13 protein-coding genes are annotated in these 14254 nt (G+C 57.5%); 1 reads left to right on the top strand and 12 read right to left on the bottom strand.

Annotated features, from left to right (window positions below; genetic code table 11):
* Nucleotides 1-7: 7 nt before the first annotated feature.
* From L1249_RS05150 to L1249_RS05175, 6 genes are all read right to left on the bottom strand, one after another.
* Entirely contained in the window at nt 8-2608 is a 2601-nt protein-coding gene (locus L1249_RS05150; protein WP_235253426.1) for a TRAP transporter permease, read from the bottom strand.
* 135 nt (nt 2609-2743) lie between these two features.
* Nucleotides 2744-3724 carry a TAXI family TRAP transporter solute-binding subunit gene (locus L1249_RS05155; protein WP_044628677.1) on the bottom strand — a complete coding sequence of 327 codons (981 nt, stop codon included), beginning with the start codon at nt 3722-3724 and terminating at the stop codon, nt 2744-2746.
* A gap of 430 nt (nt 3725-4154) precedes the next feature.
* On the bottom strand, nt 4155-5456 hold the full coding sequence (locus tag L1249_RS05160; RefSeq protein WP_044628678.1) for a TRAP transporter large permease: 1302 nt from the start codon (nt 5454-5456) through the stop codon (nt 4155-4157).
* The gene (locus L1249_RS05165; protein WP_044628679.1) at nt 5446-5925 is read right to left on the bottom strand and encodes a TRAP transporter small permease; all 480 of its coding nucleotides are present in this window, start codon (nt 5923-5925) and stop codon (nt 5446-5448) included. Before L1249_RS05165 ends, L1249_RS05160 begins: the two co-directional genes overlap by 11 nt.
* Nucleotides 5926-5985: 60 nt before the next feature.
* Nucleotides 5986-6996 carry a DctP family TRAP transporter solute-binding subunit gene (locus L1249_RS05170; protein ID WP_235253427.1) on the bottom strand — a complete coding sequence of 337 codons (1011 nt, stop codon included), beginning with the start codon at nt 6994-6996 and terminating at the stop codon, nt 5986-5988.
* A 225-nt stretch (nt 6997-7221) separates the two neighbouring features.
* On the bottom strand, nt 7222-8079 hold the full coding sequence (locus L1249_RS05175) for a glycine betaine ABC transporter substrate-binding protein (RefSeq protein ID WP_044628681.1): 858 nt from the start codon (nt 8077-8079) through the stop codon (nt 7222-7224).
* A 152-nt stretch (nt 8080-8231) separates the two neighbouring features.
* Between L1249_RS05175 and L1249_RS05180 the strand changes: the two genes are divergently transcribed.
* Complete coding sequence (locus L1249_RS05180) at nt 8232-9095, top strand: DMT family transporter (RefSeq protein ID WP_235253428.1); 864 nt, start codon at nt 8232-8234, stop codon at nt 9093-9095.
* 9 nt (nt 9096-9104) lie between these two features.
* Here L1249_RS05180 and L1249_RS05185 read toward each other — a convergent pair whose 3' ends face one another.
* The 6 genes from L1249_RS05185 to L1249_RS05210 form a co-directional block, all read right to left on the bottom strand.
* Nucleotides 9105-9626 (bottom strand): DUF192 domain-containing protein, encoded by a 522-nt coding sequence (locus tag L1249_RS05185; RefSeq protein ID WP_044628683.1) that lies wholly within the window; start codon nt 9624-9626, stop codon nt 9105-9107.
* Nucleotides 9623-10756, bottom strand: coding sequence for an ABC transporter ATP-binding protein (locus L1249_RS05190; protein ID WP_235253429.1), 1134 nt, complete (start codon nt 10754-10756; stop codon nt 9623-9625). Before L1249_RS05190 ends, L1249_RS05185 begins: the two co-directional genes overlap by 4 nt.
* Entirely contained in the window at nt 10749-11417 is a 669-nt protein-coding gene (modB, locus tag L1249_RS05195; protein WP_044628685.1) for a molybdate ABC transporter permease subunit, read from the bottom strand. Before modB ends, L1249_RS05190 begins: the two co-directional genes overlap by 8 nt.
* Nucleotides 11417-12184, bottom strand: coding sequence for a molybdate ABC transporter substrate-binding protein (gene modA, locus L1249_RS05200; RefSeq protein ID WP_062360630.1), 768 nt, complete (start codon nt 12182-12184; stop codon nt 11417-11419). Before modA ends, modB begins: the two co-directional genes overlap by 1 nt.
* Nucleotides 12185-12187: 3 nt before the next feature.
* Entirely contained in the window at nt 12188-13672 is a 1485-nt protein-coding gene (pyk, locus tag L1249_RS05205) for a pyruvate kinase (RefSeq protein ID WP_058577180.1), read from the bottom strand.
* Between the two features lie 86 nt (nt 13673-13758).
* Complete coding sequence (locus L1249_RS05210) at nt 13759-14250, bottom strand: ureidoglycolate lyase (protein ID WP_235253430.1); 492 nt, start codon at nt 14248-14250, stop codon at nt 13759-13761.
* Nucleotides 14251-14254: the final 4 nt, after the last annotated feature.

The following is a 14254-nucleotide window of genomic DNA, read 5'->3' on the forward strand; positions in this document are numbered from 1 at the left end:
AACCTCCTTAGGCAGCAGCCACTTCGTTGGCTTCTTCACGACGCCGACGGCGACGCTGCATCACGACGACCAAGCCAAAGATGCCCAGTGCTGGGAGCCACATCCACTCTTTTGTCCAACGATCTACCGGGGCCAGCACTTCGAGGATCTCTTGATCGAAATCGAAGCCTAGCTCAGCCGCCTGGCTGCCGAACTCGACGAAATCGACCAGGGTTTGGTCGCCATCTTCGTAAAGCTCTATGCCCAGGTTGGCCATGCGCTCTTCACCTGTTTCACCGCGCGGCACGGGGACGAGCATATAGGTGGTCATCGGCGCCCCGAAATCGTCTTCACCGGCAATTTGCACGCGCAGGTTGCTACCGTCATCGACCCGGCCCAGTGCCTCGGCAAATTGCGCAGGTGGCACCGATTCATAGGGGTCGTGGATTTTGTCCATCCAGAAGCCGGGGCGGAATAGCGTAAAGGCTACCAGCAGCAGCAGCAGCGATTCGTACCAGCGGTTGCGGGTCAGCATGTAGCCTTGCGTACCTGCTGCAAAGATCAGCATGGCGATGGTAGCCACAATAAACACCAAAATACCCTGCATCACCGTGACATCAATCAACAACAAGTCTGTATTGAAGATGAACAGGAACGGCAGCGCAGCGGTACGCAGGCTGTAATAAAACGCCTGGAAGCCAGTGCGCAGCGGATCCCCACCCGACACGGCCGCCGCCGCAAAGGAGGCCAAACCTACTGGTGGCGTGACATCCGCCATGATGCCGAAGTAGAACACGAACAGGTGCACAGCAATCAGCGGTACGATCAGGCCATTTTGCTGGCCCAGCAGCACAATCACCGGAGCCATCAACGCCGATACCACGATGTAGTTCGCCGTTGTTGGCAAGCCCATACCCAGAATCAAACTCAGCAGAGCCGTCAGCAGTAGAATCATCATCAGGTTACCGCCTGAGAGAATTTCCACTACGTCCGCGAGTACTAGACCTACCCCCGTTTGGGAGACCGCACCCACGACGATACCCGCCGTGGCAGTTGCAATACCGATACCAATCATGTTGCGGGCACCGGTCACCAGGCCATCCCACAGATCCTTAAAGCCTTCTTTGATATCGGCCGCCATTTGGCTGCGGCCACGGAAAATCGCGATGATCGGGCGCTGGGTAACCATGATGAAAATCATAAACATGGTGGCCCAGAACGCTGACAACCCAGGCGAAAGGCGCTCTACCATCAAGCACCACACCAACACGACAACCGGCAGAATATAGTGTAGGCCGACCATGACCGTCGGGCGAGTTTGCGGCAGCTTCACGACCTCTGAGTTGGGGTCGTCCATCTCCAGCTCAGGGTAGTTAGCGCCTACTTTCAACAAGCCGACATATACAATCGCCAGCCCTACAGAGACCACCCAGGGGGTCGCTTCACCCAGTACCGGCTTTAACCAGCCCAAGCCGTAGTAGACGGCGATGGAGAGGCCCATCAGCAGCAGCAAACCGGTCATAAAGCCGATCACTTTGTTCAGCAACGGGCGTGCCGGATTGCTGGACGGCAGGCCTTTCATATTGGCCTTGAGCGCTTCCAAGTGAACAATGTAGATCAGCGCGATATAGGAGATCAGCGCCGGTAAGAAAGCGTGCTTGATGACGTCGACATAAGGAATACCCACGTATTCCACCATCAAGAAAGCAGCAGCCCCCATGACGGGCGGCATGATCTGGCCATTCACCGAAGACGATACTTCCACCGCCCCCGCTTTTTCCGCGCTAAAGCCGACTCGCTTCATCATCGGAATCGTAAAGGTGCCAGTGGTAACGGTATTGGCAATCGACGACCCCGAGATCAAACCAGTCATACCAGAGGCTACCACTGCCGCTTTGGCTGGGCCGCCTTTGAAGTGGCCAAGCAGCGAGAACGCCACTTTGATGAAGTAGTTACCGGCGCCCGCTTTATCCAGCAACGCACCAAACAGTACAAACAGGAAAACAAAGCTGGTCGAGACCCCCAGCGCAATACCAAACACCCCTTGGGTACCTAGCCACTGGTGGTTAATCAAACCACCCAGACTAACGCCGCGGTGGGCCAAAATGCCCGGCATGTAAGGGCCAAACAACGAGTAAGCAATAAACACCGCCGCCACGATCATCAGGGGCGGCCCTAATGCGCGACGAGTCGCCTCTAACAGCATCAGAATGCCAACAACGCCCACGATAATATCCTGGGTAATCGGCAACCCAGGCCGCTGGGCCAAATCAGCATAGAAAATAAACAGATAGGCGCCGCAAAACGCCGCTACCGCTGCCAATGCCCAATCAGCTAAGGGCACACGATCACGAGGAGAGCGCTTAAAGGCGGGGTACGCCATAAAGGCTAAAAAGAGCGCAAACGCTAAATGAATCGAGCGCGCTTCCGTGGCGCTAAATACGCCGAAGCCAACAATATAGGGAAGTGGCGATGCAATCCATAGCTGAAACAGCGACCACACTGCTGCAATACTCACCAGCAGCTTACCGGGTACGCCTAAGGGTTTCCGTGCCCCTGTATCGCTGGAAGCGACCATATCCTCCAGGTCGTTCTCAGCGGCTGCCGAAGGTTGTTTGTCATCACGCATACGCTTGCCCTGCCTAATGGTCAGCGCTGACAATCAGCGCTCTCAACAAGAAGCGCGGACACCCAAGGTGCCCGCGCTTTGCAACTCAAAGCGACGCTACTCACCTTCCGTCAGTAGCATCACTCTTTTTACGACTTATTCGATCCAGCCACGCTCACGGTAGTAACGTGCCGCACCATCGTGCAGCGGCGCGGTCAAGCCGTCAGAGATCATGTCTTCTTCGTTGAGGTTCTCGAACGCCGGGTGCAGACGCTTGAAGCGATCGAAGTTTTCGAATACTGCTTTCACCGTTTCGTAAACAATGTCTTCATCAACAGCGGTGGAAGAAACGAAGGTTGCCGCCACACCGAAAGTTTCGACATCTTCGTCGTTACCACGGTAAAGGCCACCCGGAATCACAGAACGGGTGTAGTAGGGGTACTCTTCGATCAAACCGTCGATTTCGTCACCGGTCACAGAGACCAGACGCGCATCAATGGTGGTGGTCGCTTCTTGGATAGAGCCGTTCGGGTGGCCTACCACGTACACCATGGCATCGATGTTGTTGTCAGACAGGGCAGCTGCCTGCTCAGCCGCGTCGAGCTGAGACGCCAGTGCGAAGGTGTCTTCATCCCAACCGAACGCATCCATGACCACGTCCATGGTATTGCGCTGGCCAGAACCAGGGTTACCGATGTTGACGCGCTTGCCTGGGAAATCGCTGATGTCCTCGATTCCGGAATCCGCGCGGGCCACCACGGTCAGCGGCTCACCGTGCATGGTGAAGACGGCACGCATATCTTCCCAAGCGCCTTCTTCTTCAAAGTTGGCTTCACCGTGGTAAGCGCGGTACTGAACGTCAGACTGCACAACGCCCATATCCAGCTCACCGCTCTTCATGCCGTTGACGTTAGCAACGGAACCACCGGTAGACGGGGCGTTACAACGGATGTTGTGCTCATCGCTGCCACGGTTAACCATACGGCATACCGACTGGCCAACCACATAGTAAACACCGGTTTGGCCGCCGGTACCGATGGTGATGTAGCGCTCCTGGGCAACGGCCGGAGAGGCAAAGGTTGCCGCCGCAATGAACGCGCCTGAGAAAGCCGCGGTAGAAAATACATGGCGTTTCATGAACACACCTCTTTATCTTGATGTTGTGAGCGTTATGCGCTTTGAAGCCATCTGCAGAACGGTTCCCTTCAGGTGTTTCGGCTCCAAAACGTTGTCAAGACAGTCTGTTATCGATCTCGGCATTTAGTGCCGACTGTTCCTACTTTAGCGAAAAAAATGCTAATTGGCGAAGCGCGATGTCATTTAACCGAGGATGCAGTGCAGCATCGCCACTTGACGTTTCGTTCTTTTCACAAGTGGTGATCGCTGAGATAGGTACTGACAAAGACGTCACTCGGCCTATTGTTCTGAGCCGCACCAAGCATTCCCGTGAGCACGTTGGGTGATACTCGACAAGTCTAGCGGCCTGTAACGTTTAGTAAGCGTTAAACATAGGCATAAAGGTATGCCGGTTTGGCATGGGCCATCACTGATCGTATCCCTGCCATGCTCAAACGTTATAGCCCAGCACCGTGGGCAGCCACAGAGCAATGCTGGGAAATATCGCCACCAGTGCCAAGGCGCACCCCATGGCAACCACAAACAGCAGCGCCCAGCCGATCGTATGCTCTAGGCGTATCTTGGCAACTTCCGTGGTCACCATCAGGTTCACCGCCACCGGTGGCGTAAATTGACCAATGGCGATATTCATCGCCAGCAAAATGCCAAACCATACCGGATTCCACTCAAAATGCTGCATCACCGGAATCAGAATTGGCATCATGATCAGATAAATCGAAATCGCATCCAGCAGCATGCCCGCCACCAGTACCGCCAACATCACCAGTATCAACAGCAAGACGCCGTTATCGGTCAGGCTGATGATCCATTCCGCTAAATGGCGGAAGGTGCCGAGCATCGTGCCTGACCAGGCAAAAATGCCCGCCAGTGCGATAATCAGCATCACTACGCCAGAGATAATCGCGGCCTCCCCCAGTAGCTCCCACACATCCCGAAGTGTCAGCTCTCGGGTAAGAAACAGGCCTACCACCGCCCCATAGGCAACGGCCACCACGGCGGCCTCTGTGGGCGTAAACAGTCCTGAGCGCAGCCCACCTAAAATCAGCACTGGCGCAAACAAAGCAGGCAGCGCCTCGCGGAAGGTTCCGCGTACCGTCAGTTTTTCGGCTCCCTCTACCGGCGTGCCTTCCCAACCGTAATGCTTGGCGACCAGCATCGCCGGTACCAGCAGCGCCAAACCCGCTAGCACACCAGGGAAAAGCCCCGCGGCGAACAGCGCACGTAGATCAACGCCCGGCACCACAATCGAATAGAGAATCAGCGCCACTGAAGGCGGAATTAAGATAGCCGTGGATGCCGAAGCCGCAATGAGCGTGGCCGAAAACGGCTTGGGGTAGCCTGCCTTCGTCATGCTAGGCAGCATCACCATGGCCACGGCAGCGGCGTCAGCGGGGCCAGAGCCGCTCATGCCCCCCATAATCATGCACACCAATACCGCAACCAGCGCCAGCCCACCGTGACGGGGCCCAATGAGCGCCTGGGCAAAACGCACCAAACGCAGCGCCACGCCTGCTCGCTCAAAAATCAGCCCAGTGAGAATAAACAGTGGAATCGCAATGAGAGGGTATTTAGCGATGCTGTTGTAGGTATTGGTGCCCAGGGTAGCCAGCATATCTGGCGAGAGCCCAAGCACGATGCCCACCGCCCCAGAAAGCGCCAAGGAAAACGCCACCGGCACGCCAGCAATTAACAGCCCGGCAAATGCCAAAATCATCCAAATATCAGGCGTCACTGGTTAGCTCCCCTTTCAAACGGTCACGGGTTTGCTGCACCAAGCGCCATAGCATGGCAGCAGACAAAATAGGCAGCCACACCAAGTACCACCACTGGGGCAGGCCTAACCCGGGCGACAGCGACTCCCACTGATACTCCTGCCACGCCAACTTGCCGCCATACCAGGTAATTAAACCCAATACGATCAGGCCACACAGGGCTTGAAAAAGAATCAGCGCGCCCCGCCACCGCTCAGGCAGGGCACGCTCTAAAAAGCCAATGCGGATATGCCGGTCGCGACGCAAGGCAACCGACGCACCGGCAAAGGTCAGCACGACCAATAGAAAGACGGAAAACTCTTCCGTGAACGAAAATGAGCCACCTGTAAGGTAACGAGTGATCACATTACCCAGGCTAATCAATGAAATCACAATCAGCGCCAGCGCACCTAGCCAGCGCTCTGGGCGTGCATCAGGAAAGCCTTTCATGGCAGCCTCACAGCAAAGAACCGCCGCCCTGGTTAGGCGGCAGTCAAAACCCTCGAAGAATTAACGTGCGTTGATAGCGGCTTGGGCGGCATTTACCACCTCTTCACCAATGCGCGGAGTCCATTTTTCGTACACCGACTGAGTGGCATCCACAAACGCCTGGTACTGCTCATCGGTCAGCTCGGTTACCGTGACACCACGCTCTTGAATCGCGGCTAAACGCTCGCTCTCCTGCTCACGGGTCATGGCAATTTCCCACGCGCCCGCTTCTTCGGCTGTCTCACGCAGCATGGCCTGCTGCTCTTCACTCAGCGACTGCCATACCTGCTGATTAACGGCAAAAACAAGCGGGTCGTTCATGTAGTTCCAGAGCGTTAGATGCTCTTGGCCCACCTGGTCAATACGCGCCACATCAAATACGGAAAGCGGGTTCTCCTGGCCATCGACCGCACCCGTGGTGAGGGCCGGTTGGGCGTCGGTCCAGCTCATCTGCGTAGGGTCGGCACCTAGCGCGGAGAACGTATCCTGGAACAGCGGCGAACCCACTACGCGGATTTTCAGGCCATCCAGATCCTCCGGCTGGCTGATAGGGCCGAGGGAATTGGATACCTGACGGAAGCCATTTTCCCCCCAGGCAAGCGGAATAACGCCACGGGACTCAATCGCCTCGAACACCATAGTGCCCGCATCCCCGCCGGTCACGGCATCGACAGCGGCTTCATCAGGAATAAAGAACGGTAAAGAGAACAGGTTCAATTCCGGCACTTGGGGCGACCAGTTGATGGTTGAACCCACGGCGGCATCAATCAGCCCAGAGCGCATGGCAGAAAATTCGCGGGTTTGGTCACCCGACACCAACTGAGAGTTGGGGTAGACCCGCAGAGTGAGTTCACCACCACTGCGCTCTTCTACCAGCTCCGCCCACTTTTCAGCGGCCTGCCCCCAAGGAAAGGCTTCTGAAAGCACGGTAGAGACCGAGAGTTCGCGCGCTTGCGCGGAAAAAGCAGCCGAGAGCAGTGCAGCGCCAGCCAAGCCAGCGGTAAAACGAGCCATAGAGCGTGTCAGCATCATTATTGTCGATCCTTTTTATCCGTTCTTTTTTTATCAATACTTTTTGCGGTTCTTATGAGATGCCCGGCCCAGTGAAAGGCAACAGGCACACGCCCATTGTAGGCAGTTAGCAAGCGAAAGGAAGCCATCTAAGGTCGGTCTTGGCAACTCAGTGTTGTATCCTCAGGTGTATACATAGCAGAACGCCCTGCGCGTCAGGGCGTTATAGAGACTTACGTTAAAATGCTATTCGCCAGCGGCCAGCCACGTATCGATTAACTCGCGGTTCTCGCCGATCCAGGTGCGCGCTCCCTCTACTGGGTCGCCCTGCTGTTCAATCGTCGCCATCAACCCGCCTAAGGTATCGTCATCCATATGCCACTCGTTCAGCACTTGGGTGAGCCACGGGTCGTCTTCGGCGAAGCCTTTGCGTGAGAACCAGAAAATATCGTCGCTTTCACCGTAAACGCCCTGAGTATCTTCCAGGTACTTGAGATCATATTCAGCAAAGGCCCAGTGCGGGCTCCACAGCGTCACGGCAATGGGCTCTTCACGCTGATAGGCATCGTCCAGGGCCGCCATCATCGCCGGGTCGGAGCTATAGAGCTGACGCATCGGCAGGTCATAAGCATCGATGGCATCATCCGTTGACCCGGCAATCGCGGAGCCAGAATCAATCCCAATAATGGTGGGGCGCCCTTGATAGGAGAATTGTTCAGCGCTATCGCGCAGCGCGTCGATGGTGTCGATCTCAACGTAACTAGGTACCACAATGCCTAGGCCAGTGCCTTCGTACCACACGTCGTGCACATCAATCTCATCTTTATAGGGCGCAAGAAAATCTTTGTCCGTCGTGGGTAGCCAGATTTCCAAAGAGATATCGAAATCGTTATTGGCCAAACCGCTGTACAGCACGCTTTTGCCCACATCGGTCAGCTCAATCTCGTAGCCGTGCTCCTCTTCCAGCACGATTTTCCACATATTGGCGACGGCAATATTTTCAGCCCAGTTATTGGTACCAATGACCAACTGCTTGTCGTTTGCATGGGCGGAAGCCGCTAGCGCCATGGTCAGGCCTAACAACGTTGATGAGATTTTCTTCATAATCGTTCCTCTGTTATTACTATTGATCTCGATACAACGACTGTTGCCGCTTTACTATAACACTATGTTTAGATTATTAGCTTAAAAGCTCTCCAACCGTTATATAAGCACCCTTGATAGCCTCTCCCTCGCCCCCTAACCGAGATAACGCCGTGCCGCTTCGTGATTTTCTCCTGGGCCTGTTGGTCATTGTTATTTGGTCACTCAATATTATTGTGATCAAAGTGGGCGTAGCGGAGCTGCCGCCGCTGTTAATGACCACCCTGCGCTTCATATTGGTGGCCGCGCTGCTGGTGCCGTTTTACCCGGTAGCCCGGGCGCAGTTGCCCTTTTTAGTGCTGCTATCCATCACGTTTGGCAGCCTTCACTTTGCGCTGCTGTTTATTGGTTTGGGGCAAGCGGAAGCTGGAACAGGCGCGCTGCTTGTGCAGATGGGCACACCGTTTGCCACGCTATTGGCGGTGGTATTCCTAAAAGAGAAATTAGGGCCTAAACGCTTGGCAGGCCTGCTGCTCTCGTTTGCAGGTGTGGTGGTGCTGGCGGGCGGGCCAACGCTGCCCTCGCCGCTACCGTTAACCATTTTGCTATTGAGTGCGTTTGGCTGGGCGGTGTCGCAGCTATTGATCAAACGCGGGCCGCCCATTGCGCCACTAGCGCTGGCAGGTTGGGTAGCGCTCTTTGCGGTGCCTCAGGTTGCGCTCGGCTCGTGGCTCTTTGAGCAAAATCAGTGGCAAGCCATCGCTCAGGCAAGCTGGCTGGGCTGGGGCGCGGTGGCGTATACCGCCATTATGTCGTCCATCGCCGCTTACGGCATTTGGTACGCGCTGCTGCGCCGCCACCCGGTGAATCGCGTAGTGCCAATGACGCTGCTTACCCCGGTGTTTGCCGTTGGCCTTGGCGCACTGCTGATGGGCGACCCGATGGGTTTCCATAAACTGGTGGGCGGCGGGCTAGTAGTCGCGGGCGTTGCCCTAATTGTGCTGAATGTAGGAAAACAGCGGCCAACCAGGGCGTAACAAAGCACGTTATTCGGGGCGGCAAAAACCGGCCAGCGCAGGCACCGAGACACAGTCGCCTACCTGTATGCCACGCTCAGCAAAATAGCCCGCGTTCACTTCCAGCGCCGCATGATAGGCCGCCCCGGCAGGGTAAGAGGGGCACTCCTGAGGAGCATCAGATTCGCAGGGCGGCATGGTGTTGATGGCGACGATGCGCCCTTCGCCGTCGATATAAGCGATATCCAGCGGAATTAGCGTCCGGTACATCCAAAAGGCGTTACCGGCAGGCTGCTCGCTCTCAAATCGGAACAGCATGCCTCGTGTTTCTGGCAGATGTTCACGTCCCATCAGGCCGCGCTGGCGCTGGGAAGCGGTTTCGGCGACTTCGACATCCAGGCGATGCGGGCCACCTTCGCTATGGATCGCCAGCGGCAGCGTGTTGGCTGGCGCGGGTTCAGCCGCCCAAGCCGCTAACAGCGGCAGGGGTAAACAGGCGGCAAGCGAACCACAGGCAGCGGTTTTCAGCAGTTGGCGGCGTGTCAGGGTCATAACAGGTTCCTTTTGTTGTGTGATGCCGTTTGGGTACGCTGCGCGGGCATAAGATGAATCCCCTCAGCCAGCAGCGAGACGTGCACCCTTTTCCCCAAGCTAAGCTGATTACGTTTAGCCGCGTGGGTGGCGATGTCGAAACGTAGCATATCTCCGTGGGAAACACGCAGCGAGATTGATGTCATGCCGCCCAACACCACCATTTCACTGACCGTCGCCGCCACCGGGTTTTCGCGTTCGCCTTGGGAAGGCCGTCCCCGACGATGCAGTACAATATCCGACGGCGGCAGGTACCAGGCCAATGACTCTCCTACTTCACACTGGGCGATACCTTCGCTGACTTCTAGCAGCCATTCCCCCCACTGCAAGCGTCGCCCATGGACCGTCTCGACAACCTGCCCGGTAAAAACGTTATGGCGATCCAGCAGCCTAGCGACAAGCGGCGAAGCGGGCCGTCGAAACAGCACTTCAGGTGTGCCCTGCTGCAGGCTCACCCCGTTATGCAACACGCAGATTTGATCGGCGAGCGCGTTGGCTTCATCCAAGTCATGCGTAACGAGAATGATGGGGATGGAGATGTGTTGGCGCAGCAGTGCCAGCTCGCGCTGCAAGCGGCGACGCGTCACTTGATCCACCGCAGAGAACGGCTCGTCCAGCAGCAACGCTTGGGGCTCCCTCGCCAAGGCGCGAGCCAAGGCCACTCGCTGGCGCTGGCCGCCGGACAGCTCACTAGGGTAGCGCGCCTCTAAGCCTTCCAAGCGCACTTTAGTGAGCCACTGAGCAGCCTGTTCAAGCCGCTGGGCGCGGGGTAGATGCCCCATGGCAAGCTGAACGTTCTGCAGCGCCGTTAGGTGGGGGAACAGCGCATAGTCCTGAAACACCATGCCGATCCGGCGCGCTTGCGGCGTCAGCGATCGGCGCTGGCCCTCCTGCGCCCAAAACCACTCCGCGCCCGCGCAGCTCACCCGCCCCTGCTCCGGCTGGTAAAGCCCCGCAATGGTGCGTAGCAAGGTAGTTTTACCACTTCCCGATGGCCCGACCAGCGCCAGCAGCTCCCCAGGAGCGCAGCGAAACGATGCATTGAGTGGAATCGGGCCGGCCTGTTGGGCGGTCACTATCAGATCATCCACGTGACCACCTACGCTTGCTAGCGAGCCCATAGACAAGGCCTAAGGTTGCCAGGGAAATGACCAGCAAGAGGGCAGACATGCTCGCCGCACCCTGCTCGTCAAAGGCCTGGACGCGATCATAAATGGCAATAGAGAGCGTGCGGGTCTCGCCATCAATCGCACCGCCAACCAACAAAATCACGCCAAACTCGCCCAGTGTGTGCGCAAAGGTTAGCGCTGCCGCCGATAGAATGCCCGGCCACACCAGCGGCAATTCAATACGCCACAGGGTTTGCCATGGGCTTAGCCCACTGCACCACGCAGCCTCACGCAGGTTCGCAGGCACATGCTCAAAGGCACGCTGAATCGGCTGAATAGCAAAGGGGAGATTGGCAATCAGAGAAGCCAACAAAATACCGCTAAAGGTAAAGTTGAGCCCGCCCCCTGTCAGCGCCGCCCAGGCACCGCCTAACGGTGCATCACGGCCAAACTGCTGGAGCAGATAAAACCCTAGCACCGTGGGCGGTAGCACCAGCGGCAGCGCAATCAGCGCCTCACACAGCCCCTTGCCACGGAACTGTGCGGTCGCCAGCACGCGCCCCCACCAAATGCCTAGAGGTAATAAGAAGAGACAGGTAAACGCCGCGAGCCGCAACGATACAGAGAACGCCGACCAGTCCATTAATCGGTACTAAATCCGTAGGCTTCAAAAATCGCTTTCGCGTCAGACTGTTGCAGCCACTCATAAAACGCCTGAGCCACTTCTCCAGCCTGCGGCGTTAACACCATGCGCTGGCGCAGCGGCGTATGCCACGTTTCAGGCATCAACACCGCCTCGCTGCGCTCCGCCAGCGCGGGCGCGACTGCTAGCGAGTAAGCCACTAAGCCACCTCGCGCCTCGTCGGAAAGGGCAAACTGCATCGCCTGGGAGACATTCTCCCCTTGCACCCGCAGCGGTTCGCTGGCTTCCCATAGGCCCGCCTTTTGCAACACGTCTCGGGCAGCCACGCCGTAAGGGGCGTGTTCAGGGCTAGCAATGGCGATACGCAGCCGCTGCCCCTCTTCCCAGGCGGTAATGGCCTCCTGCACGCCGACAAGCGGCGCTTGCTCACTGGGTACGGAGTAACGGCCAGCCGGCTGTACCCAGGCTAGCCGTCCTCGGGCGTAAATCACGCCCGCGTTATCCACGTAGCCCTCGTCGTAAAGCGCCTGAACGAACCCTTCATCTGCTGACAAAAACAGCTCGAAGGGCGCGCCTTGGGCGATTTGGCGGCGAAAGTTGCCAGAAGAGCCAAAATTGAGACGCAGCGCCTGGCCGGTTTGCTGAGTGAACTGCTGGGCAGCCTCTTCCAAGGCGAACTGCAGGCTAGACGCCGCCGCCACAATGGGCGCGCCCGCCATCACAGGCGCGCTTAACAGCCAACCGCATAGCAACAGCAGTAAGCGCATATGCTAGGCCTTTGCGCTGTCGGCGTGTTGCTCGGTAATAGCCATCACTTTCATGGTGTTGGTACCACCGTGGGCGTTCATGTGGTCGCCACGGGTCAGGATGACGTGGTCTCCCGGCTTGGCGACGCCCTGCTTCACCAGCAGCGTGAGCGCTTGATCATTCAGCTCGGTGGCGGTCATTTGCGACGTGTCGAATGGAAGCGATACCACGCCCCGGTACAGGGCCATGCGACGCTGGGCAATCGGGTTGTGAGCCAACCCCACGATAGGCAAGCCCGAGCGGATGCGCGAGGCGATCAACGGCGTGTAGCCCGAGGCGGTCATGCAAGCAATCGCCACCACGCCGTTCATGTGATTAGCAGCGTACATCGCCGATAGCGCAATGGTTTCGTCCGGGCGGGTAAAGCCTTCGTGGATACGGTGGCCCGACTCTTGAGCGACCCGCTCACGCTCGGCACCCAGACAAACACGCGCCATCGCTTCTACGGTCTCCAGCGGGTAGTCGCCCGCGGCGGTTTCTGCCGAGAGCATGACCGCATCACTGCCATCCAGCACCGCGTTAGCGACGTCGAAAACTTCAGCGCGGGTGGGTAGCGGCGCGGAGATCATGCTCTCCATCATTTGGGTGGCGGTAATCACCGCGCGGTTAAGCGAACGGGCGCGCTTGATCATCCGCTTTTGCACGCCGACCAGCTTGGCATCGCCAATTTCCACGCCGAGGTCGCCACGGGCCACCATCACCGCTTCGGAGGCTTCGATAATGCCATCCAGCGTGGCGTCATCGGCCACGGCCTCGGCACGCTCCACTTTGGCAACGAGGCCAATTTCCTTGCCCTCTTCACCCAGCAAGCGGCGGGCTTCCTGCATATCCTCCGCTGAACGGGGAAAGGAAATAGCTAAATAATCAACGCCAATCTCGACGGCGGTTTTCAGATCGGCTCTATCTTTTTCTGTCAGCGCGGGGGCAGATAGCCCGCCGCCCTGCTTGTTAATGCCTTTATGGTTAGAGAGCTTGCCGCCCACCACCACCTCGGTGTGTACCTGCTTGCCCTCTACACGGGTAACATCCAGCACCACGCGGCCATCATCCAGCAGCAGGCGGTCGCCCGCAGTTACATCATCCGCCAGGGTTTTGTAATCGCAGCCGACGCCGTGGATATCACCAGCGTCACTATCCATGGCCATATCCAGTACAAACGGCTGGCCCTCTTCTAAATAAACCGCCCCCTCTTTAAAGCGGGCAACGCGAATTTTGGGGCCTTGCAAATCGCCCAGCGCGGCCACGCTGCGGCCTAGCTGAGCGGCGATTTCACGCACACGGGCAAGACGGCGACGATGGTCATCGGCCGTGCCGTGGGAAAAGTTCAAGCGGACCACATCCACCCCCGCCTTCAACATGGCTTCCAGCACGCCTTCACGGTCGCTGGCGGGGCCGAGGGTCGCGACAATTTTGGTACGACGAAGGGGGATATGGGTGTTTGCGCTCATAAATGTCCTAACCGTTCATATAGAGTGGAGTGTCAGCTTATCAGCATAACCCAACCAAGATGACACTCGCATGCACTTGCGGTGGGCTATTCCGCTAAAGTGACGGTAACAGCCAGGGGATATTCGTCACAGTTATTGCCATCCCCACCGCGATCCACCACCAGGAATTCCCCTTCGCGCTCCAGCACCGACTGAATCGCGTGCCAAGTACCGGCGTGGTAGTTCACCCCTTGGCGGCCGTCGGTGACGAACGCCTGCACCTCGTTTGGCGCGATGGTGTCGCCAGGTGGTGCCACCACCACAATAAAGCGCTCCTGATGCAGTGGCATAAACGCCTGACTGCCCTGGGGGTGGCGCTCTAAAAACGTGAGATTGAGCGGCAGCGTCACTGGCTGGCTGACAAAAATATTGATCAGCGTTCGAGCGTTGTCGCCGAGGGTTTCTACCTTGGCGAGATCGTGATGGCGCTGGGTGCACCCGGCGTTAATCGGGAACGATGCGGAGGTGCGGGCATCGATGACGTCTCCAAAGGGCGCAAACGCCTCCGTCGTCAGCGGTTTTGCCGTCAGATTTAACATAGCA

The organism is Halomonas sp. Cn5-12, from assembly GCF_021532545.1.
GTDB lineage: Bacteria > Pseudomonadota > Gammaproteobacteria > Pseudomonadales > Halomonadaceae > Vreelandella > Vreelandella aquamarina.